This window comes from Streptomyces roseolus, assembly GCF_014649855.1.
GTDB lineage: Bacteria > Actinomycetota > Actinomycetes > Streptomycetales > Streptomycetaceae > Streptomyces > Streptomyces roseolus.
The window spans coordinates 267,680-287,196 of the sequence record NZ_BMTV01000004.1 but is presented as its reverse complement, the minus strand read 5'-3'; the positions used below and the strand labels follow the sequence as shown (position 1 = coordinate 287,196).

The following is a 19,517-nucleotide window of genomic DNA, read 5'->3' as shown; positions in this document are numbered from 1 at the left end:
ACGGGGCCCGTCCCGGACGCGCGGTCAACTCCTCGAACCCTTCACCGATTCCCCGGGGTGGTCGTCACCGGCGGCGCGGCCGTCACGGGCGGTGCGCCCTTCGCCGCCGATGCGTCCTTCACCGGCAGTGCGGCCTTGACCGGCACCGCGTCCTTCGCCGCCACCGCGGCCCTCACCGGCAGCGCGTCCTCCGGCACCGCCTCCGGGTCCGGCTCGCCCAGCTCCGCCAGCGCCGCCTCGGCCCGCGGCGCGTGCAGCGGCGAGAACGACGGGTGGATCCGCAGCGCCTCCTCCAGGTGCCGCCGCGCCTGGCCGGTCCGCCCCAGCGCCCGCTCGATCTCGCCCAGGTGGTACGTGAACGAGGCGCTCCGCAGCCCCTCGTCGGTGGCCCCGCGGGCGTACGGCAGCGCCTCCTCCGGCTCGCCCGCCCGGTGCAGCGCCCAGCCCAGCGCGTCCGCCACCGCCACCGACCGGTGGCCCTTCGCCCAGACGGCCTTCAGCCGGGCCACCGCCGCGGCCGGATCGCCGTGGTCGGCGTCCAGCAGCCCGAGGACGACGTCAGGGGCGGCCCAGCTCCCCTCCCGCAGCCGCTGGTACGCCGCCCGCGCGTCCCCGTCCAGGCCCAGCGACTCCGCCAGCTCCCCGGCCTCCAGGACGTACTCGGGGAGCGGCTGACGGGCCAGCGCCGCCCGCCACTCCCGCTGCGCCTCGTCGGTCCGGCCGAGCGCCGCGAGCGCCCGCGCCCGGCCCGCGAGCGACGGCCCGTGGTCGCGCACGAACCGCAGCGCCGTCCCGTACCGCTCCAGGGCCTCGGCCGGCTCGCCCCGCTCCCACGAGAACCGCCCGAGGCGCGCGTACGCCTCCGCCTTCTCCGCGTCCGACGCCGCCAGCGCCGCCGCGTCCAGCGCCGTGGCGTCGGCGTCCTCCCGCCAGCCCCGGTCCCGGTAGACCTGCGCGGCCCGGCCCCGCACCACGGCGCCGCCGTGCAGCTCGTCGAGGCGTTCCATGGCCTTGCGGGCCGCCGCGTAGTCGCCGAGGCCGTTGTACGCGTCGATGAGGAGCGGGTACGCGTTCCACCGCTTCGGCGCCGCCTTCCTGGCCCGCTCGCCCCATTCCCTGGCGTCCTTCCAGTCGCCCCGCGCCCCGGCGAGCGCCGCGAGCCCCAGCGGCGCATCCACGTTCCCCCGCCCCGCCGGCAGCTCCGCCAGCGAACGGTTCAGCGCCCGCTCGGCCCTCGGCAGGTCCCGTACGTCCCCGAGCCGGGTGCCCCGCTCCGTGTAGGCCGCGCCGAGCACCGCCCACGACGCGGCGTCGTCCGGGTGCTCCGCCAGCCACTCCTCCCGGTCGCCGATCAGCGCCACGAGGTCCGGCAGTGCCGCCGGCGCCCCCGCGTGGGCCGCGCTCACCGCCCGCTCGGCGGGCCCCGGCGGCCGCGGCGGCGCGTCCCCGCCGAGCAGCTCCGGCAGGTACAGCAGCGCCGTCGCCGCGAGCACCGCCGCCGCCCCGGAGGCCAGCACCACCCGCGACACGTTCTGGCTCTTCATCGCGCTCATGCGCCTCACTGTGCGCCCGCCCGCGCTCGTACGAAGACCACACCGGCCGCCCGTCCCGGCGGGTTCACACCATCGGCCCCCGGTGCCACGCTGGGACCATGGACGATCTCCAGACGCCCCACCCGGACGCCCACCAGGGTCCCCGTGCGGCCCTCCTCGCGGACCTCCGTGCCGGACTCCCCGCCGACGCCGTCCTCACCGACCCGGACGTGACCGCCTCCTACGCCCACGACATGGCGAGCTTCTGCGCGGCCGGCACCCCCGCCGCCGTCGTGCTGCCGCGCACCGTCGAACAGGTCCGGCACGTCATGCGGACGGCGACCGCGCACCGCGTCCCGGTCGTGCCGCAGGGCGCCCGCACCGGACTCTCCGGGGGCGCCAACGCCTCCGAGGGCTGCGTCGTGCTCTCCCTCGTCAAGATGGACCGGATCCTGGAGATCGACCCGGTCGACCGCGTCGCCGTCGTCGAACCGGGCGTCGTCAACGCCGTCCTGTCCCGCGCCGTGAACGAACACGGCCTGTACTACCCGCCGGATCCCTCCAGTTGGGAGTCGTGCACCATCGGCGGCAACATCGGCACCGCCTCCGGAGGACTGTGCTGCGTCAAGTACGGCGTCACCGCCGAGTACGTCCTCGGCCTCGACGTCGTGCTCGCCGACGGACGCCTCCTGACCACCGGGCGCCGCACCGCCAAGGGCGTCGCCGGATACGACCTCACCCGGCTCTTCGTCGGCTCCGAGGGCAGCCTCGGCGTCGTCGTGAAGGCCGTCCTCGCGCTCAAGCCGCAGCCGCCCGCCCAGCTCGTCCTCGCCGCCGAGTTCCCCTCCACGGACGCCGCCTGCGCCGCCGTCTGCGCGATCATGGAGCGCGGCCACACGCCCTCGCTCCTCGAACTCATGGACCGCACCACCGTCCGGGCCGTCAACCGCATGGCGCGGATGGGCCTCCCCGAATCCACCGAGGCGCTCCTCCTGTGCGCCTTCGACACCCCGGACCCGGCCGCCGACCTCGCCGCCGTCGGCGCGCTCTGCACCGCCGCCGGGGCCACCGAGGTCGTCCCCGCCGCCGACGCCGCCGAGTCCGAACTCCTCCTCCAGGCCCGCCGGCTCTCCCTCACCGCCCTGGAGGCCCTCAAGCCCGCCACGATGATCGACGACGTCTGCGTGCCCCGCACCCGGCTCGCCGAGATGCTCGCCGGCACCACGGCCATCGCCGAGAAGCACGCCCTCACCATCGGCGTCTGCGTCCACGCGGGCGACGGCAACACCCACCCCGTCGTCTGCTTCGACCACACCGACGAGGACGAGTCCCGGCGCGCCCGCGAGTCCTTCGACGCGATCATGGCGCTCGGCCTCTCCCTCGGCGGCACCATCACCGGCGAACACGGCGTCGGCGTCCTGAAGAAGGAGTGGCTGGCCCGCGAACTCGGACCGGTCGGACTCGGGCTCCAGCGGGAGATCAAGCGCGTCTTCGACCCGCTGGGGCTCCTCAACCCCGGAAAGCTGTTCTGACCCCGGGGGTCCGTCACAGCTCGCCGTCCTGGACGTCGTCCGAGCCCCACGGGTCCCGCAGCCACAGGTCGTCGCCGACCGCGGTGGTCGCGAGCAGCTCCGCGAGCCCGTCGTCGATGCCGAGCCGCTCCGACTCCGTGCCCGGCGGCACCGTGCGCAGGGTCCGCTCCAGCCAGGCGGACACCTGCGCCGACGGGGCCTCCAGGAGCGCGTCGCCGTCGGGGGAGGAGAGGGCCATCAGGATGACGCTGCGGCCGTCGACCTTCGTCGGCCAGATCCGCACGTCCCCGTGGCCGCAGGCCCGGAAGACGCCCTCGACGAGCAGCTCGCGGGCGAAGGTCCAGTTCACCGGGTGCTCGGAGCCGATGTGGAAGGTCATGTGGACGGCGTACGGGTCGTCGGTGCGGTAGGCGAGCCGGGCGGGCACCGGGACCGAGCGCTCGGGGGACAGGACCAGCTTCAGTTCCAGCTCGCGCTCGACGGTGGTGTGCTCGGTGTTGTTCCGCATGACTGCTGCCTCTCGGGTAGGGGCCCCGGACGGGCCTTCACCTGGAGAGAGCGCGGTGGACGCGGTTCATTACGCGACTTCGGGAAATTTTTTCCGGGAAGTTCTTCCGGCCGCCCGCGCACCCCGGCCCCGGGCCCGAACCTCACGGGGAGTGAGCGATTCCGTCCTCCTTCGCGTGAAGGCGGGCTTTCTCGCGGGCTCTTTCCTCCCTCACGGAGGTTCTTCGTTACTGTGCCTCCTTAGTGTGGTGACGGAACGTTGTGACTGAACGGAGTCGGGGCAGTGGCTACTCCTCCCGGAGGCGGCGGCGAGGTACCGCAGGCGGGGTACTACCCGGATCCGTCGATCCCCGGATACATCCGGTACTGGAACGGCGGCTCCTGGGTGCCCGGCACGAGCCGGCCCGCGCCCAAGGACGGCGAGGGCGCGCCCGTGCCGCCCGCCTCGGCCATGCCGGCCGGCCCGGTCCTCGCGCCGAGCCCCGCCCCCGCGCCGGCCGTGCCAGCCCCGGCGCCCGTTCCCGAGCCCTCCCCGGCGGCCGTCGCCCCCGCGCGGGCCGCCGTCGACGAGACCGGGCCCGTCTTCTTCGACGAGGAGCCGGAGGCCTGGGAGGCCCCCGCGGCCGCCGTGCCCGACCCGCGCTCCCCGGTCGAGTGGCCCACCGCCCCCGCGCAGGCCGAGGCGCCCGCCGCCGACCCCCGGGTCCCGAGCGCCCCCGCCCGCCTCGGCGGCATGCCCGTCACCCCGGCGCCCGCCCCGGCCCCCGAGCCCCCCGCCCCTGCGCCGGCGCCCGCCCCCGCCCCGGCCCCCGTCCACGAGGCCCCGGCCCCCGCGCCCGTACAGCCGCAGCCCCAGCCCGCCCCCGTACAGGCGCAGGCCCCGGCCCCGGCTCCCGCGCCCGCCGCCCCCTCCTGGGCCCACCCCCACCCCCAGCCGGCGCAGCTGCGGCCGCAGCCTCATCCGCAACAGCCCCAGCAGCCCCAGCAGGGGCAGGGGCAGGGGCAGCCCGTGGTCCCGTGGAAGCCGCCGGTCGAGGACCCCTTCCTCGCGGCCGTCCGCGAGCAGTCCTCCGCACCGCCGGCCGGGCTCGGGCGCCGGCTGCTCGCCCGGGTGATCGACACCGTCCTGCTCGGCGCGATGGCGGCCGGCGCCGCCTTCCCCTTCGTGACCGCCGCCCTGGACCACATCCAGGCCAAGATCGATGCGGCCGAGCGCTCCGGCGTCACCGTGCAGGTGTGGCTGGTCGACGGCACCACCTCCGTCCAGTTCGGCATCGCGCTCGGCCTGTTCCTCGTCCTCGGCGTGCTGTACGAGGCGCTGCCCACCGCCAAGTGGGGCCGCACGCTCGGCAAGAAGCTGTGCGGCGTCCAGGTCAGGGACATCGAGGCGCACGAGCCGCCGTCCCTCGGGCGGTCCCTGCGCCGCTGGTTCCTCCACACCTTCCTGGGCCTGCTGGTGATCGGCGTGCTCAACGTGCTCTGGTGCGTCTTCGACCGCCCGTGGCGCCAGTGCTGGCACGACAAGGCGGCCGGCACCTTCGTCGCGAAGACCTGAACCCGGGGCCCGCGCCCGGGGCCCGCCCGGCGGCGGGCGGGGGTCCCCCGAACGGGGGCCCATCCGTTGCGGCCCCCCGGTCGCCGGGATGCGATGCCCCCATGAGCACCGACCAGCCGCCGCCCGGCCCGCCCCCCGACGACGACCCGTTCGCCAAGCGGCCCCAGGAACCGCCCAGGGAGCCGCCCTACGGGCCGCCGCCGGGGTCCCCGCCGCCGGGGAGCCCGTACGACTCGCCGTACCCGCCCCCGCCCCCGTACGGCGGCTACGGCGGGGGCTACGGCGGCACCGACCCGCTCTCCGGGATGCCGCCGCTCGCCGAGACCGGACGCCGGATCCTGGCGCGCCTCGTCGACTGGGCGATCATCGCGGTGCCGCTCGCGATCATCGGCATCCCGTTCGACATCTACGACCGGGCGACGGTCGACGGCGACGACTTCCAGGCCACCTGGACCGGCGGCGGACAGCTGGTCTTCCAGCTCCTGACGATCGTCGCGTACGTGACGTACGACACGGTGCTCACGGCGAAGAACGGGCAGACCCTCGGCAAGCGGCTGATGAAGCTGCGCGTCGCCATGCTCAACGACGGCTCCACGCCCCCGATGAGCCAGTCGCTGCTGCGGGCCGTCGTGCTCTGGCTGCCGGCGCTGATCTGCTGCGCCTGCCTGTGGCCGCTGCTCATCCTGATCCTCATCCTGGTCGACAAGCCCTACAAGCAGGGCCTGCACGACAAGGCGGCGAAGACGGTGGTCGTCACCGTGGCGCGGTAGCCGCCGGCGGCACGGACGGACTCACCGACCGGTCCGGGTATCGGCTCCCGCGCCCATCCGCGCGGCCGGTATCCGGACCGCGTCGTTCCCGGCGGCGGGCGCCGGACCGTCGGGGGACTTGACGGGCCGCGCCGCCGAGGGCATCGTCACCGCCACGAGCACGCCGAGCACCAGTCCGGCGAGACAGGCCGCGGCGACGGCCGGCGGCCCGGTGGCGCCGGTCAGCAGCAGGAGCGCGGTGGTCGCGAGGACCACGACGGCCGAACCGTAGGCGTACTGCGCTGCGTTCGGACGCTGCATGACGGATACCGCCCCTCCGGATTCCCGGTCGACTCTACGACGCTCGATGCCCGCCGGGGACGCCGGGTAAGCGTGACCTGACCCACGGTGCCGGAGCACGGGGGGCGCACGGGGGGGCACGGCCGGCCCGGAGGGCGGGGCCGGAGACGGCCGCGACGGCGGCCGCGGAGGGGCCGGGAGGGCGGCCGCGGAGGCGGTCCGGCACCTGAACTTCCCCTTCCCCTCCCCTTCCTGACCGTCCGCATATCGGATTCCGACACCCGCATAGTGCACTTGGTGTGTGCAAGTCAAGATCTGTCTTTTCTGCTCGCTCTCCGGTCGAATGTCGTCACTTGTGACGCGCGACCCCGCCCGGACGGACACCCCACCTTCCTGGTCCGAGGGCGTGGGCGCCGGGGAGGAACGACACCAAGTGACCAACAGACGACGGGCGATTCGGGCGTCCGCGGTCGTCGTGGCGCTCGCGGCCACGGCCGCCACCGCCTCGACCTTCAGCACCGCGTGGGCGAACGAGGACGGCAGGATCTCGGCGGCGGACGTCCGCCACGACCCGGCGCCGGGCGACGGCCACGGCCACAGCCACGAGAAGACCACGGTCGACCACGACCTGGACGGCCCCTTCAGCAAGCAGCAGGCGGCCCAGCGCAAGGCCGCCCTGGAGCAGGTGCTCAGCGGCGACGCCAAGGTCGAGAACCGCGGCGGCTCCAAGGTCGTGAAGCTCGACGCGAAGAAGTACGTCGAGCTGGGCCGCGAGAAGACCGACAAGATCTTCACCATCCTCGTCGAGTTCGGCGACCAGGTGGACAACACCACCCTCGTCGACCGCAAGGACGACGAGACGGACGAGCTGAAGCCGAAGTTCGGCGGCCAGCCCGGCCCGCTGCACAACCAGATAGCCGAGCCGGACCGGTCGAAGGACAACTCGACCGCGTGGCAGGCCGACTACAACCAGAAGCACTTCCAGGACCTGTACTTCGGCACCGGCAAGGACCCGAAGACCGGGCAGCAGAAGCACTCCCTGAAGACCTACTACGAGCGCACCTCGTCCGGCCGCTACTCGGTCGACGGCGCCGTCTCCGACTGGGTCAAGGTCCCGTACAACGAGGCCCGTTACGGCTCCAACTACTGCGGCCAGACCAACTGCGCCAACGTGTGGGACACCGTCCGCGACGGCGTGAACGCCTGGGTCGCCGACCAGAAGGCCAAGGGCAAGACCGACGCCCAGATCAAGGCCGACCTGGCGTCCTACGACCAGTGGGACCGCTACGACTTCGACGCCGACGGCAACTTCAACGAGTCCGACGGCTACATCGACCACTTCCAGATCGTCCACGCGGGCGAGGACGAGTCGGCCGGCGGCGGCGCCCAGGGCACCGACGCCCTGTGGGCCCACCGCTGGTACGCCTTCGGCACCAGCGCGGGCAAGACCGGCCCGGAGAACAACAAGGCCGGCGGCACCCCGATCGGCGACACCGGCATCTGGGTCGGCGACTACACGATGCAGCCCGAGAACGGCGGCCTCGGCGTCTTCGCCCACGAGTACGGCCACGACCTCGGCCTGCCGGACCTGTACGACACCGCGGGCGGCGAGAACTCGACCGGCTACTGGTCCCTGATGTCCTCCGGCTCCTGGCTCGGCCTGGGCAAGGAGTCCATCGGCGACATGCCCGGCGACATGAACGCCTGGGACAAGCTCCAGCTCGGCTGGCTCAACTACACCAAGGTGAGCGACGAGCAGCGCGCCGAGAAGTCCACCCACAAGCTGGGCGTGGCGGAGTACAACACCAAGAACCCGCAGGCGCTCCTCGTCGAGCTGCCGAAGAAGGCCGTCACCACCGACATCGTGGAGCCCGCCCAGGGCGCCACGCAGTGGTGGAGCGGCATGGGCGACGACCTCAAGAACACCCTGACCCGCCCGGTCGACCTCACCGGCAAGTCGTCCGCCACCCTGAACCTCAAGGGCTGGTACGACATCGAGGCCGAGTACGACTACCTCTACACCGAGGTGTCGACGGACGGCGGCGCCAACTGGACCGCCCTGGACGGCACGGCCGACGGCAAGCCGATCGACCGCGACGCGGCCGGCACCCCGGCGCTCTCCAGCGTCTCCGGCGCCCACAAGTCGCTCTCGTTCGACCTCTCGGCGTACGCGGGCAAGAAGTTCGACCTCCGCTTCCGCTACCAGACGGACGGCGGCCTCGCGCTCAAGGGCTTCGCGGCCGACTCCATCTCGCTGACCGCCGACGGCGCCACCGTCTTCTCGGACGACGCCGAGAACGGTGACAACGGCTGGACGGCCAAGGGCTTCACGCGGATGGGCAAGGGCTTCACCAACGAGTACGAGCAGTACTACATCGCCGAGAACCGCCAGTACGTCTCGTACGACGCCACCCTCAAGGTCGGCCCGTACAACTTCGGCTTCACCGGCGACAAGGCGAGCTGGGTCGAGCACTACCCGTACCAGAACGGTCTGCTCATCTGGAAGTGGGACCTGTCCCAGAAGGACAACAACACCTCCCAGCACCCGGGCCAGGGCCTGATCCTCCCGGTCGACGCCCACCCGACCCCGCTGAAGTTCGGCGACGGCTCCCTGATGCGCAACCGTGTCCAGGCGTACGACTCCACCTTCGGAACGTACCGGACGGACGCTTTCCGTCTGCACAAGGCCGACGTCCCGACCTGGGTCCGCTCGCAGCCGGGCAACCCGGTCTTCGACGACCGCAAGGGCACCTACTGGTACCAGGAGACCGAGCGCGCCGGCGTGAAGGTCACTGACACCAACACCAAGATCGAGGTCGTCAAGGAGCCGAAGAACGGCCAGACGATCACGGTCCGCGTGGGCCCGTCGACCAAGTGATCGATTAGCTTCACGTAAAACCGCAGGTCAAAGCGTGATCGGCCGTCGCCCCCTAGCGGGCGACGGCCGATCGTGTTTAGGTGCAGCTGACCTGGTCCTCAGGGACTCCTTATTGACAGTCGGCTCACGGGGGAGTGGTTCCGCATGCCCGGTGGCGGGTTCTGCAAGTTGCCGGGAGGCAGTGTGGTGGTGGCGATAGGGCTGCCCAGTCCGGCCGGCGACGGCGCGACCGTGCGCTTCCTCGTCCACGCCGCGAACCGGGCCCGCGCCCTGACCAGGCTGCGAAACCTGGGCCTGCGGTCGGTTTACCTGCGGGGGAACGCGGAGCCGCCCACCGGGGACGAGATCACCGCCGTCCTCCACCACCCGGACGGCCTGCTGTGGAGGTCCACCCCGGGCGCCGCCCAGGAGCTGTGGCACCCCGCCAGGGCTCTGCCGAAGGCCCCGGCGGCCTGAGCCCGGGACCGACCGCACGGGCGACACGGGGCGCACGGGCCGCACGGTCCCAGCGAGACGCGCCCTAGGCGACGACCGGCTCGCCCGTGAGCTCGACGCCCGCCTCGCGGAGCTCGGCGAGCGCCCGGTCGGTGGTCGCGCGGGCGACGCCCGCCGTGAGGTCGAGCAGGACCCGGGTGCGGAAGCCCTCGCGGGCCGCGTCCAGGGCGGTGGCCCGCACGCAGTGGTCGGTGGCGATGCCGACCACGTCGACCTCGGTCACCTCCCGCTCCCGCAGCCACCCGGCCAGCGTGCCGCCGTTCTCGTCCCGCCCCTCGAAACCGCTGTACGCGGCCTCGTAGGCGCCCTTGTCGAAGACGGCCTGCACCGCGCCGCCGGCGACCGCCGGGGCGAAGTTCGGGTGGAAGCCGACGCCCTCGGTGCCGGCCACGCAGTGCCGCGGCCAGGAGGTGACGTAGTCCGGCGCCTCACCGGCCGGGGCGAAGTGCGCGCCCGGGTCGATGTGGTGGTCGCGGGTGGCGACGACGTGGTGGTAGACGGAGCCCGCCGCCTCGCCCACCAGCTCGGTGATGGCGGCGGCGACGTCCGCGCCGCCCGTCACCGCGAGGCTGCCGCCCTCGCAGAAGTCGTTCTGTACGTCCACGACGATCAGTGCGCGGTGCATGGCGGGTGTCCTCGGGTGGTCGGGGCGGTGGGGATGGGGCTCGGGGTGGGGTCGAGCCTAGGGGCTTCCCCTCCGGTCCGGGAGGGGAAGCCCCGGGCTCTGGACGTATCTCCAGACGGACGCGTCCGGTCTCCAGGTGTACGCGTCCGGCGGACGCTACGCGTACTCGGTCGGGAGCACCGGCTCGCCGCGCGACAGCTGGACGGCCGACATCGGCAGCCCGGCGCGGGCCGCGATGTGCCGGGTGCGGGCCGCCTCCAGCGGCTCCCTGGCCACCACCTCGCCGCCCTTGACCAGCTCGACCATGAGCTGGTCGGCGGCGAGCGCGTCCGGGACCGGCCCGGTGCCGACGACCTCGGCCTCGGCGATCCCGTGGGCGTCCTTGCGGCGCGCGGCCCACTTGCGGCCGCCGATGGACGCCTTGCCGCCCAGCGACTTCTTGGCGACCGGGACGAGGGGCGCCCTGCGGTCGCCGGAGGCGGCGCGGGCGACCAGCTTGTAGACCATCGAGCAGGTCGGGTGGCCGCTGCCGGTGACCAGCTGGGTGCCGACGCCGTACGCGTCGACCGGCGCGGCGGCCAGCGAGGCGATGGCGTACTCGTCGAGGTCGGAGGTGACCACGATCTTGGTGTCCCGGGCGCCCAGCTCGTCCAGCTGCGCCCGCACCCGGTGGGCGACGAGCAGCAGGTCGCCGGAGTCGATGCGGACGGCGCCGAGCTCGGGTCCGGCGATCTCGACGGCGGTGCGGACCGCCTCGGCGACGTCGTAGGTGTCGACGAGGAGGGTGGTGCCCCGGCCCAGGCTGTCGACCTGGGCCCGGAAGGCGTCCCGCTCGCTGTCGTGGAGCAGGGTGAAGGCGTGCGCGGAGGTGCCGACGGTCGGGATGTTGTAGCGGAAGCCGGCGGCGAGGTCGGAGGTGGCCTCGAAGCCGCCGACGTAGGCGGCGCGGGAGGCGGCGACGGCGGCCAGCTCGTGGGTGCGGCGGGCGCCCATCTCGATGAGCCGCCGTCCGCCGGCGGCGGCCGACATGCGGGAGGCGGCGGCGGCGATGGCCGAGTCGTGGTTGAGGATCGAGAGGATCACCGTCTCCAGGAGCACGCACTCGGCGAAGGAGCCCTCGACGCGCAGCACGGGGGAGCCGGGGAAGTACACCTCGCCCTCGGGGTAGCCCCAGATGTCGCCGGAGAAGCGGTATCCGGCGAGCCACTCCAGGGTCGGCTCGTCGACGATCCCCCGCTCGCGCAGGAAGCCGAGGACGGCCGGGTCGAAGCGGAAGTTCTCGACGGCGTCCAGGACCCGGCCGACGCCCGCGAGGACGCCGTACCGCCGCCCCTCGGGCAGCCGCCGGGTGAACACCTCGAAGACGGAGTGCCGGTCGGCGGTGCCGGCCCTGAGGGCCGCCTGGAGCATGGTCAGCTCGTACTGGTCGGTGAAGAGCGCGGTCGACGGCACGTCCACCGGGAGCCCAAGGTCCGCAGCGTTCATGGGGACGATGCTAGCGCAGAAATCGTCAGTTTGACGAATACTCTTTCGGGGAGGCGTCGCGGAGGTGTCCCGGAGGCGTCGGGGGAGGGAGGGGGGGGCGGGCGGGGCGGCTTCGACGGGGCCCGGACGGTGCCCCGTTTGTGCGACAGGGGGTCCCGGGTGGCAGCATGGGGTAAGTGAGCATCGCGCCTATCGAGATCGAACGGACCGAGTCGGCCGAGGAGGTCTCCGCGGTCGTCGAGCCCGACGTCCCCTGGGTCACCCTCGTGCACAACGACCCGGTGAACCTGATGAGCTATGTCAGCTACGTCTTCCAGACGTACTTCGGCTACTCCAAGGACAAGGCGCACAAGCTGATGCTCGACGTGCACAACAAGGGCCGCGCGGTGGTCTCCAGCGGCACCCGCGAGGAGATGGAACGGGACGTGCAGGCGATGCACGGCTACGGACTGTGGGCCACGCTCTCCCAGGACCGCGGCTGATGGCCGGCCACTTCGAGGCCGTGCCCGGGGGCGGAGCGGCCGTCGCGCTCGACGAGGTCGAGGTCTCCATCCTGCGCTCCCTCGCCGTCCAGCTCCTGGAGCTGATCGGCCCGGGCGACGAGCCCGGGGCGGACGCCGACCCGCTCGCCGCCCTCTTCGCCGAGGGCCCCAGCGAGCCGCCCTCCGACCCCGCCCTGCGCCGGCTCTTCCCCGACGCGTACGGGGACGACACCGAGGAGCTGCGGGCGGCCGCGGCCGACTTCCGCCGCTACACCGAGAACGACCTGCGGGCCCGCAAGCGCGAGGACGCCCTCTGCGTGGTGCGCGCGCTGGACGGGATGGCCAGCGAGGGCCCGGAGGAGTCCGCGCTCCTGAAGCTGACCCCGGACGAGTCCCGTGCCTGGCTCGGCACCCTCAACGACCTGCGGCTCACCATCGCCACCCGCCTGGAGATCACCGAGGACGAGGAGAGCGAGCGGCTCTACCGGCTGCCGGACGACGATCCGCGCAAGCCGATGGTGATGGCGTACCTCTGGCTGGGCGCCCTTCAGGAGTCATTGGTTGAGACGCTGATGTCCTGACGGGCGGACGTCACCAGGTGTTCGCTCAGCGGACGCTCAAATCCGGATAACGAACTCGTTATCTGGGCGAACACCTCATCATCTTGAATCACTTATGTCCGTATTTTTTTGTGGCGCGCGCCACACCCATCTCCGCTGATCGCCCCCCACCCCGTGATAAATCTTCACGACCACTCGGGGACGCCACCCCTGTTCCCGAGGGCGCTTCGGCCGGCTGACCGCCGGTGGCACTCCATCCACATCCGGGGGGATCAGGACCTGATCCGCAGCAGACGCAGTCGCGCGGATCAGCATGGAGAAAGGCGCACCAACCATGACCTCAGTGCGGGTCGACAAGCAGCACGACGGCAATGAGGCCGCGGACTCCGCCTCCGGCGAGGGCTACCACCGGGCACTCGGCGCCCGCCAGATCCAGATGATCGCGATCGGCGGCGCCATCGGCACCGGCCTCTTCCTCGGAGCGGGCAAGGGCATCTCCAAGGCGGGACCCAGCCTGATCCTCGCGTACGCCCTCGCGGGCCTCGTCATCTTCTTCATCATGCGGGCGCTCGGCGAGCTCCTCATGTACCGCCCCGTCTCCGGCTCCTTCTCGGAGTACGCGCGGGAGTTCATCGGCCCCTTCGCGGGCTTCGTGACCGGCTGGACGTACTGGCTCTTCTGGGTCGTCACCGGCATCACCGAAGTCACCGCGGCGGCCACCTACATGACCTACTGGTGGGACATCCCGCAGTGGCTGTCCGCCCTGGTCTTCACGGTCATCCTGTACGGCGCCAACCTGATCTCCGTGAAGCTCTTCGGCGAGCTGGAGTTCTGGTTCTCCATGGTCAAGGTCACCGCCATCATCGGCATGATCCTGATCTGCGCCGGCATCCTCACCCTCGGCTTCTCCGACGCCGGTGACACCGCCTCGATCACCCACCTGTGGGACCTGGGCGGCTTCTTCGCCGGGGAGAACGGCATCGCCTCCACCCTCATGACCCTCCAGATGGTCATGTTCGCCTTCCTCGCGGTCGAGCTGGTCGGCGTCACCGCCGGCGAGTCGAAGGACCCGAAGACCGTCCTGCCCAAGGCCATCAACACCGTGCCGTGGCGCATCGCCGTCTTCTACGTCGGCGCGCTGATCATGATCCTGTCGGTCGTCCCGTGGACCGAGTTCCAGCCGGGCGTCTCGCCGTTCGTCGCCGCCTTCGAGAAGATGGGCCTCGGCATCGGCGCCGCGATCGTCAACTTCGTCGTCCTGACCGCGGCCCTGTCCTCCTGCAACTCGGGCATGTACTCCACCGGCCGCATGCTGCGCGACCTCGCGCTCAACGGCCAGGGCCCGAAGCTCTTCACCCGGCTGACGGCGAGCGGCACCCCGCTCGTCGGCACCACCTTCTCCGCCGGGCTGATGATGGTCGGCGTCTGGATCAACTACCAGTGGCCCGGCGAGGCGTTCAACTACGTCGTCTCCTTCGCCACCATCTCCGGCATGTGGGCCTGGATCATGATCCTGGTCTGCCAGATCCGCTACCGCCTCAAGGCCGACCGCGGCGAACTGCCCCAGTCCTCCTTCAAGGCCCCCGGCGGCATCTGGGCCAGCGTCTTCGCCCTCGCCTTCATCGGCCTGGTCGTCGTCACCATGGGCATGGACGCCGGCAACCGCGTCGCCCTCTACGGCGCCCCCGTCTGGGGCCTCCTGCTCGCCGTCGCCTACCTGGTGCTCAAGGCCCGCAACCCCGAGGGCGCCGCCTTCGCCAAGCGTTCCTGACCAGCGCCGTCCCGGCATCCGGGCCGCCCCGTACCACTCCTCGGTACGGGGCGGCCCGTCTGCTTATCCTGTCGGCATGCTGACCCTCACCCGAGACCTGTACGACCGGATCGTGGAACACGCCCGGGCGGACCACCCCGACGAGGCCTGCGGCGTGGTCGCGGGCCCGGTCGGCTCCGGCCGCCCCGAGCGGTTCATCCCGATGCTCAACGCGGCCCGCTCGCCCACCTTCTACGAGTTCGACTCCGCCGACCTCCTCAAGCTCTACCGCGAGATGGACGACCGGGACGAGGAGCCCGTGATCATCTACCACTCGCACACGGCGACCGAGGCGTACCCGTCGCGCACCGACATCACCTACGCCAACGAGCCCGGCGCCCACTACGTGCTCGTCTCCACCGCCGACACCGACGCCGCCGGCCCCTTCCAGTTCCGCTCGTACACGATCGTCGAGGGCGTCGTGACCGAGGAGGAGGTCAAGGTCGTGGAGGCGTACGAGTAGGCCTTGTGCGAGGTCCTGTCCGACAGGCGGTCGGAAAACGTCCACCATCTGAGATCACATTCCGGAACCCGGACCGGGAATCGATACGATGAGCCCATGGTTTCCCACGACGTGAGCGAAGAGACTCCGGGCACCGTGCTGCTCGTGGCCCGCCTGCACGTCGACCTGTGCCGTGTCGCCGGCGCGATCTGTACGTCCCGCGCCGCGCTCTGACCGACCGGCCGAGCGCACCTCACCCGTACGACCCCCCTCCGCGCGGGGGCCCCAGAGCGCGCCCACCACGTCACGCAAGAGTCCTTCCGACAGGAGCCCACGCCCATGGCCATCGAGGTCCGCATCCCGACCATCCTCCGCACCTACACCGACGGCGAGAAGGCCGTCGAGGGCAGCGGGGCGACCCTCGCCGAGCTCTTCGCCGACCTGGAGACCCGCCACACCGGCATCGAGGCCCGCATCGTGGACGACGGCAAGCTCCGTCGCTTCGTCAACGTCTACCTGAACGACGAGGACGTCCGCTTCCTGGAGGGCATCGAGACCAAGCTGTCCGACGGCGACAGCGTCACGATCCTGCCGGCCGTCGCCGGCGGCATGGTCTGATCCGATGCGCTACGACTCCCCGCTGGCGGCGGTCGGCAACACGCCGCTCGTCCGCCTCCCCCGGCTCTCGCCCTCGGACGACGTCCGCATCTGGGCGAAGCTGGAGGACCGCAACCCGACCGGCTCGGTCAAGGACCGCCCCGCCCTCCACATGATCGAGCAGGCGGAGAAGGACGGCCGGCTCACCCCCGGCTGCACCATCCTGGAGCCGACCAGCGGCAACACCGGCATCTCGCTGGCCATGGCCGCCAGGCTCAAGGGCTACCGCATCGTCTGCGTCATGCCCGAGAACACCAGCGAGGAGCGTCGGCAGCTGCTCGCCATGTGGGGCGCGGAGATCATCTCGTCCCCCGCGGCGGGCGGCTCCAACACGGCGGTGCGCGTCGCCAAGGAGCTGGCGGCGGAGAACCCGAGCTGGGTGATGCTCTACCAGTACGGCAACCCGCACAACGCCGGCGCCCACTACGCCACCACGGGCCCGGAGATCCTCGCCGACCTCCCGTCCATCACCCACTTCGTGGCGGGCCTCGGCACCACCGGCACCCTCATGGGCGTCGGCCGCTACCTGCGCGAGCACAAGCCCGACGTCAAGATCGTCGCCGCGGAGCCCCGCTACGACGACCTCGTCTACGGCCTCCGCAACCTCGACGAGGGCTTCGTCCCCGAGCTGTACGACGCCTCCGTCCTCACCACCCGCTTCTCCGTCGGCTCCGCCGACGCCGTCACCCGCACCCGCGAACTCCTCCAGCAGGAGGGCATCTTCGCGGGCGTCTCCACCGGCGCGGCCCTCCACGCCGCGATCGGCGTGGGCAACAAGGCCGTCAAGGCCGGGGAGAGCGCCGACATCGCCTTCGTCGTCGCCGACGGCGGCTGGAAGTACCTGTCCACCGGCCTCTACACGGCGGCCACCACCGAAGAGGCCATCGCCACGGTCCAGGGCCAGCTCTGGGCGTGACGCGCCGGGCGGGCTCCCCGGGCCGCGCCGCCTGAACCGCACCCGACGCGCCCGCGCCGAGCTCAGCGCGCGAGATGGCGGACCTGGTCCCACACGACCGGGTCCGCCTCGCCCACCCGCCGCCGGAACTCCCCGAGCGGCACGTCCCGGAGCTCGTCCGTCTCCAGGAAACTGGCCCGCCCCCGCGCGTCGCCCACCGATCCCGGCGGCAGCGCGATGACCCCGGCCCGCTCGTCGTGGTACTTGCTGGTGATCTTCGCGACCAGCGCGCTGTCCCTCCGTACGGACAGCACGAGACACGGCCGGTCCTTCGAGCCGGGCCCGTCCTCGAAGGGCACCTCCGCCCACCAGATCTCCCGCGCCCGCGGCCCCCGCGCACCGGGCTTCCCCGCCGGCTTCCGCGCGGGCGGCCGGGTCCTCCCCGAAGGGCGACGCGACGGACGCCCCGGCGGCCGGGTCCGCACCGAGGTCCGCGACCTCCCGCCCGTGACCGCCACCACCAGCGCGATCACCACGACCGCGACCAGCGCGGGCCACCACGACGTGTCCATACCCCATGACGTTACCGGCGCCGACCGGGCCGCGCCGCCCCGCCCCGCCGTCCATCCGAACCGGTGACAGAGCCCGTGAGTTGCCCCACAACGGGACGCCACGAAGGAGCGACGGGCCCCCGTGCGCCTTACTCTCGTCTGACCGCACGGCCTCCCCTCCCCTTTTCCGTGTGCCTGACCGCACCCGTCCACGGAGGTTCACGCTCCTATGAAGCTCACCGTCGTCGGCTGCTCCGGGTCGTTTCCGTCCGCGGAATCGGCCTGTTCGAGCTACCTCGTCGAGGCCGACGGCTTCCGGCTGCTCCTCGACATGGGCAACGGCGCCCTCGGCGAGCTGCAGCGCCACATCGGCCTGTACGACCTGGACGCGATCTTCCTCAGCCATCTCCACGCGGACCACTGCATCGACATGTGCGGCTACTTCGTCGCCCGCTACTACCGGCACGAGGGCGGCCGCTGCGACGCCCTCCCGGTGTACGCCCCCGAGGGCGCCGAGCAGCGCCTGACCACGGCGTACGCCGACACCCCCTCGCCCACGGCGATGAGCGAGGTCTTCGACTTCCGCACCCTGACCACCGGCAGCTTCGAGCTGGGCCCGTTCACGATCCGCACCGCGAAGGTGTGCCACCCGGTGGAGGCGTACGGCATCCGCGTCGAGCACGGCGGTCGCGTCCTCGCGTACTCCGGCGACACCGGCGTCTGCGAGGCCCTGCACGCGCTCGCCGACGGCGCGGACCTCTTCCTCTGCGAGGCGTCCTTCACCCACGGCAAGGAGGACATCCCGGAGCTCCACCTCAACGGCCGCGAGGCCGGCGCGCAGGCGGACCGGGCCCGGGTGGGCCGTCTCGTCCTCACCCACATCCCGCCGTGGACGGACGGCGAGCGCAACCTCGCGGACGCGCGCGCGGTCTACGGGGGCCCCGCGGAGCTGGCGAAGGCGGGCGCGGTCTACGAGGTGTGAGGACACGGGAAAGGCCCCGGAACCTGAGGTTCCGGGGCCCTTTCGCGTACGGGGCGAGGCTCACGCCTTGGTGAGGTCCTCGACCTCCTCCTCGGGCTCGCGGCCCGGGGTGGGGAGGTTGAACTTGGTGATCGCGAAGCGGAAGAGCACGTAGTAGATCGCCGCGAAGACGAGGCCGATCGGGATGATCATCCACGGCTTGGTCGCGAGACCCCAGTTGAGGAAGTAGTCGATCGCGCCGGCCGAGAAGCTGAAGCCGTGATGCACGCCGAGGGCCCAGGTGACCGCCATCGCGACGGCGGTGAGGACCGCGTGGATCGCGTAGAGCACCGGGGCGATGAACATGAACGCGAACTCGATCGGCTCGGTGATGCCGGTGACGAAGGAGGTCAGCGCCAGGGAGATCATCATGCCGCCGACGACCTTGCGGCGCTCCGGACGGGCGCAGTGCGTGATGGCGAGCGCGGCGGCCGGGAGGGCGAACATCATGATCGGGAAGAAGCCCGACATGAACTGGCCGGCGGTGGGGTCACCGTGGAAGAAGCGCGGCAGGTCGCCGTGCCAGACCGCGCCGGCGGAGTCCTTGAAGGAGCCGATCTCCTGCCAGGCGACGGTGTTGACGAACTGGTGCATGCCGATCGGCAGCAGGCCGCGGTTGACGACGCCGAAGATGCCGGCTCCGATCGCGCCCAGGCTGGTCATCCACTCGCCGAAGTCGGTGATGACGTTGCCGATCGGCTCCCAGACGAGGCCGAAGAAGACGCCCATGATCGTGCCGACGAAGGCCATGATGATCGGGACGAGGCGGCGGCCGTTGAAGAAGCCGAGCCAGTCGACCAGCTTGGTCCGGTGGTAGCGCTGCCAGATCACGGCCGCCAGGAGACCCATGACGATGCCGCCGAGGACCTTGGGGTCGTTGTAGGTGGCGGCGACGTCGACGCCACCGTTCTCCGTGGTGTTGACCACGCCCTCGGTCACCGGGAACGCCGTGAGGACGTTCTTGTAGACGAGGAAGCCGACGAGCGCGGCGAGGGCGGTGGAGCCGTCGGCCTTCTTGGCGAAGCCGATGGCGATGCCGACGCAGAAGAGCAGCGGCAGGTTGGCGAAGACCGCGTCGCCGGCGGTGGCGAAGACCTTCGCCACCTTGTCCCAGCCGAGGCCGTCCTTGCCGAAGACGTCGTCCTGGCCGAGACGGAGCAGAATACCCGCGGCCGGCAGCACGGCGATCGGCAGCTGCAGGCTGCGACCGACCTTCTGCAGGCCCTGGAACAGGCCGGATCCGCGCTTCTTCGCGGGAGCGGCGGCCTGGGCGGTGGCCGTACTCATCAACTTCCTCCAGTAGGCAAGGCGCCGCCAGAGGACAGTGATACGGGGGGACGGCGGCGTCTCGTGGAACGCGGTGGTCTGGACCGCGTGGTCTACACCAATGAGTGGTGTAGACCAGTTTTAGCACGTGAGACTTAGATAAGGAACCTGCGAA

At 72.0% G+C, this 19,517-nt stretch carries 20 protein-coding genes; 13 read left to right on the top strand and 7 right to left on the bottom strand.

Annotated elements, in window-relative coordinates; all coding sequences use genetic code 11:
* Positions 1 to 41: 41 nt before the first annotated feature.
* The gene (locus IE245_RS06755; RefSeq protein WP_189945798.1) at positions 42 to 1,553 is read right to left on the bottom strand and encodes a tetratricopeptide repeat protein; all 1,512 of its coding nucleotides are present in this window, start codon (positions 1,551 to 1,553) and stop codon (positions 42 to 44) included.
* Between the two features lie 98 nt (positions 1,554 to 1,651).
* Between IE245_RS06755 and IE245_RS06750 the strand changes: the two genes are divergently transcribed.
* Positions 1,652 to 3,064, top strand: coding sequence for an FAD-binding oxidoreductase (locus tag IE245_RS06750; RefSeq protein ID WP_189945797.1), 1,413 nt, complete (start codon positions 1,652 to 1,654; stop codon positions 3,062 to 3,064).
* A gap of 13 nt (positions 3,065 to 3,077) precedes the next feature.
* On the opposite strand, the gene IE245_RS06745 is transcribed toward IE245_RS06750, so the two are convergent.
* A complete protein-coding gene (locus IE245_RS06745; protein WP_189945796.1) occupies positions 3,078 to 3,572 on the bottom strand; it encodes an SsgA family sporulation/cell division regulator in 495 nt (164 codons plus the stop codon).
* A gap of 282 nt (positions 3,573 to 3,854) precedes the next feature.
* Here IE245_RS06745 and IE245_RS06740 point away from each other — a divergent pair, with 282 nt between their 5' ends.
* Positions 3,855 to 5,126: an RDD family protein gene (locus tag IE245_RS06740; protein ID WP_189945795.1), complete on the top strand. Its 1,272-nt coding sequence runs from the start codon at positions 3,855 to 3,857 to the stop codon at positions 5,124 to 5,126.
* Positions 5,127 to 5,227: 101 nt separating this feature from the next.
* Positions 5,228 to 5,896 (top strand): RDD family protein, encoded by a 669-nt coding sequence (locus IE245_RS06735; RefSeq protein WP_189945794.1) that lies wholly within the window; start codon positions 5,228 to 5,230, stop codon positions 5,894 to 5,896.
* A 21-nt stretch (positions 5,897 to 5,917) separates the two neighbouring features.
* Here the strand turns inward: IE245_RS06735 and IE245_RS06730 are convergent, their stop codons facing one another.
* Positions 5,918 to 6,196 carry a hypothetical protein gene (locus tag IE245_RS06730; RefSeq protein ID WP_189945793.1) on the bottom strand — a complete coding sequence of 93 codons (279 nt, stop codon included), beginning with the start codon at positions 6,194 to 6,196 and terminating at the stop codon, positions 5,918 to 5,920.
* A gap of 412 nt (positions 6,197 to 6,608) precedes the next feature.
* Here IE245_RS06730 and IE245_RS06725 point away from each other — a divergent pair, with 412 nt between their 5' ends.
* Both IE245_RS06725 and IE245_RS06720 read left to right on the top strand, forming a co-directional pair.
* Complete coding sequence (locus tag IE245_RS06725; protein ID WP_189945792.1) at positions 6,609 to 9,053, top strand: immune inhibitor A domain-containing protein; 2,445 nt, start codon at positions 6,609 to 6,611, stop codon at positions 9,051 to 9,053.
* Between the two features lie 144 nt (positions 9,054 to 9,197).
* The gene (locus tag IE245_RS06720) at positions 9,198 to 9,509 is read left to right on the top strand and encodes a hypothetical protein (protein ID WP_031011690.1); all 312 of its coding nucleotides are present in this window, start codon (positions 9,198 to 9,200) and stop codon (positions 9,507 to 9,509) included.
* Between the two features lie 64 nt (positions 9,510 to 9,573).
* Here the strand turns inward: IE245_RS06720 and IE245_RS06715 are convergent, their stop codons facing one another.
* Entirely contained in the window at positions 9,574 to 10,173 is a 600-nt protein-coding gene (locus tag IE245_RS06715) for a nicotinamidase (RefSeq protein ID WP_189945791.1), read from the bottom strand.
* Positions 10,174 to 10,329: 156 nt separating this feature from the next.
* On the bottom strand, positions 10,330 to 11,658 hold the full coding sequence (locus tag IE245_RS06710) for a nicotinate phosphoribosyltransferase (protein WP_189945790.1): 1,329 nt from the start codon (positions 11,656 to 11,658) through the stop codon (positions 10,330 to 10,332).
* A gap of 176 nt (positions 11,659 to 11,834) precedes the next feature.
* On the opposite strand from IE245_RS06710, the gene clpS reads away from it, so the two are divergent.
* The 7 genes from clpS to IE245_RS06680 all read left to right on the top strand — a co-directional run bounded on the left by clpS (position 11,835) and on the right by IE245_RS06680 (position 16,525).
* On the top strand, positions 11,835 to 12,140 hold the full coding sequence (gene clpS / locus IE245_RS06705; RefSeq protein ID WP_189945789.1) for an ATP-dependent Clp protease adapter ClpS: 306 nt from the start codon (positions 11,835 to 11,837) through the stop codon (positions 12,138 to 12,140).
* Positions 12,140 to 12,721 carry a DUF2017 domain-containing protein gene (locus IE245_RS06700; RefSeq protein WP_189945788.1) on the top strand — a complete coding sequence of 194 codons (582 nt, stop codon included), beginning with the start codon at positions 12,140 to 12,142 and terminating at the stop codon, positions 12,719 to 12,721. The genes clpS and IE245_RS06700 overlap by 1 nt, the downstream gene beginning before the upstream one ends.
* A gap of 313 nt (positions 12,722 to 13,034) precedes the next feature.
* On the top strand, positions 13,035 to 14,471 hold the full coding sequence (locus tag IE245_RS06695) for an amino acid permease (RefSeq protein ID WP_189945787.1): 1,437 nt from the start codon (positions 13,035 to 13,037) through the stop codon (positions 14,469 to 14,471).
* Positions 14,472 to 14,547: 76 nt separating this feature from the next.
* Positions 14,548 to 14,973, top strand: coding sequence for a M67 family metallopeptidase (locus IE245_RS06690; protein ID WP_189945786.1), 426 nt, complete (start codon positions 14,548 to 14,550; stop codon positions 14,971 to 14,973).
* A gap of 96 nt (positions 14,974 to 15,069) precedes the next feature.
* The gene (locus tag IE245_RS38025; protein ID WP_346768217.1) at positions 15,070 to 15,186 is read left to right on the top strand and encodes a putative leader peptide; all 117 of its coding nucleotides are present in this window, start codon (positions 15,070 to 15,072) and stop codon (positions 15,184 to 15,186) included.
* Positions 15,187 to 15,291: 105 nt separating this feature from the next.
* Positions 15,292 to 15,570: a MoaD/ThiS family protein gene (locus IE245_RS06685; protein ID WP_189945785.1), complete on the top strand. Its 279-nt coding sequence runs from the start codon at positions 15,292 to 15,294 to the stop codon at positions 15,568 to 15,570.
* Positions 15,571 to 15,574: 4 nt separating this feature from the next.
* Positions 15,575 to 16,525, top strand: a complete 951-nt coding sequence (locus IE245_RS06680; RefSeq protein WP_189945784.1) for a PLP-dependent cysteine synthase family protein — start codon at positions 15,575 to 15,577, stop codon at positions 16,523 to 16,525.
* Between the two features lie 62 nt (positions 16,526 to 16,587).
* Here IE245_RS06680 and IE245_RS06675 read toward each other — a convergent pair whose 3' ends face one another.
* On the bottom strand, positions 16,588 to 17,076 hold the full coding sequence (locus tag IE245_RS06675) for a type II toxin-antitoxin system PemK/MazF family toxin (RefSeq protein ID WP_189945783.1): 489 nt from the start codon (positions 17,074 to 17,076) through the stop codon (positions 16,588 to 16,590).
* A 208-nt stretch (positions 17,077 to 17,284) separates the two neighbouring features.
* Here IE245_RS06675 and IE245_RS06670 point away from each other — a divergent pair, with 208 nt between their 5' ends.
* Complete coding sequence (locus tag IE245_RS06670; RefSeq protein ID WP_189945782.1) at positions 17,285 to 18,037, top strand: MBL fold metallo-hydrolase; 753 nt, start codon at positions 17,285 to 17,287, stop codon at positions 18,035 to 18,037.
* Between the two features lie 60 nt (positions 18,038 to 18,097).
* Here the strand turns inward: IE245_RS06670 and IE245_RS06665 are convergent, their stop codons facing one another.
* On the bottom strand, positions 18,098 to 19,363 hold the full coding sequence (locus IE245_RS06665) for a PTS transporter subunit EIIC (protein ID WP_189945781.1): 1,266 nt from the start codon (positions 19,361 to 19,363) through the stop codon (positions 18,098 to 18,100).
* Positions 19,364 to 19,517 lie beyond the last annotated feature (154 nt).

Bases quoted from the DNA above. Each gene is read 5' to 3' on its own strand.
- IE245_RS06755 (WP_189945798.1), bottom strand. From the start codon at position 1,553: ATGAGCGCGATGAAGAGCCAGAACGTGTCGCGGGTGGTGCTGGCCTCC.
- IE245_RS06750 (WP_189945797.1), top strand. From the start codon at position 1,652: ATGGACGATCTCCAGACGCCCCACCCGGACGCCCACCAGGGTCCCCGT.
- IE245_RS06745 (WP_189945796.1), bottom strand. From the start codon at position 3,572: ATGCGGAACAACACCGAGCACACCACCGTCGAGCGCGAGCTGGAACTG.
- IE245_RS06735 (WP_189945794.1), top strand. From the start codon at position 5,228: ATGAGCACCGACCAGCCGCCGCCCGGCCCGCCCCCCGACGACGACCCG.
- IE245_RS06730 (WP_189945793.1), bottom strand. From the start codon at position 6,196: ATGCAGCGTCCGAACGCAGCGCAGTACGCCTACGGTTCGGCCGTCGTG.
- IE245_RS06720 (WP_031011690.1), top strand. From the start codon at position 9,198: ATGCCCGGTGGCGGGTTCTGCAAGTTGCCGGGAGGCAGTGTGGTGGTG.
- IE245_RS06715 (WP_189945791.1), bottom strand. From the start codon at position 10,173: ATGCACCGCGCACTGATCGTCGTGGACGTACAGAACGACTTCTGCGAG.
- IE245_RS06710 (WP_189945790.1), bottom strand. From the start codon at position 11,658: ATGAACGCTGCGGACCTTGGGCTCCCGGTGGACGTGCCGTCGACCGCG.
- IE245_RS06700 (WP_189945788.1), top strand. From the start codon at position 12,140: ATGGCCGGCCACTTCGAGGCCGTGCCCGGGGGCGGAGCGGCCGTCGCG.
- IE245_RS06695 (WP_189945787.1), top strand. From the start codon at position 13,035: ATGACCTCAGTGCGGGTCGACAAGCAGCACGACGGCAATGAGGCCGCG.
- IE245_RS06690 (WP_189945786.1), top strand. From the start codon at position 14,548: ATGCTGACCCTCACCCGAGACCTGTACGACCGGATCGTGGAACACGCC.
- IE245_RS38025 (WP_346768217.1), top strand. From the start codon at position 15,070: ATGGTTTCCCACGACGTGAGCGAAGAGACTCCGGGCACCGTGCTGCTC.
- IE245_RS06685 (WP_189945785.1), top strand. From the start codon at position 15,292: ATGGCCATCGAGGTCCGCATCCCGACCATCCTCCGCACCTACACCGAC.
- IE245_RS06680 (WP_189945784.1), top strand. From the start codon at position 15,575: ATGCGCTACGACTCCCCGCTGGCGGCGGTCGGCAACACGCCGCTCGTC.
- IE245_RS06675 (WP_189945783.1), bottom strand. From the start codon at position 17,076: ATGGACACGTCGTGGTGGCCCGCGCTGGTCGCGGTCGTGGTGATCGCG.
- IE245_RS06670 (WP_189945782.1), top strand. From the start codon at position 17,285: ATGAAGCTCACCGTCGTCGGCTGCTCCGGGTCGTTTCCGTCCGCGGAA.
- IE245_RS06665 (WP_189945781.1), bottom strand. From the start codon at position 19,363: ATGAGTACGGCCACCGCCCAGGCCGCCGCTCCCGCGAAGAAGCGCGGA.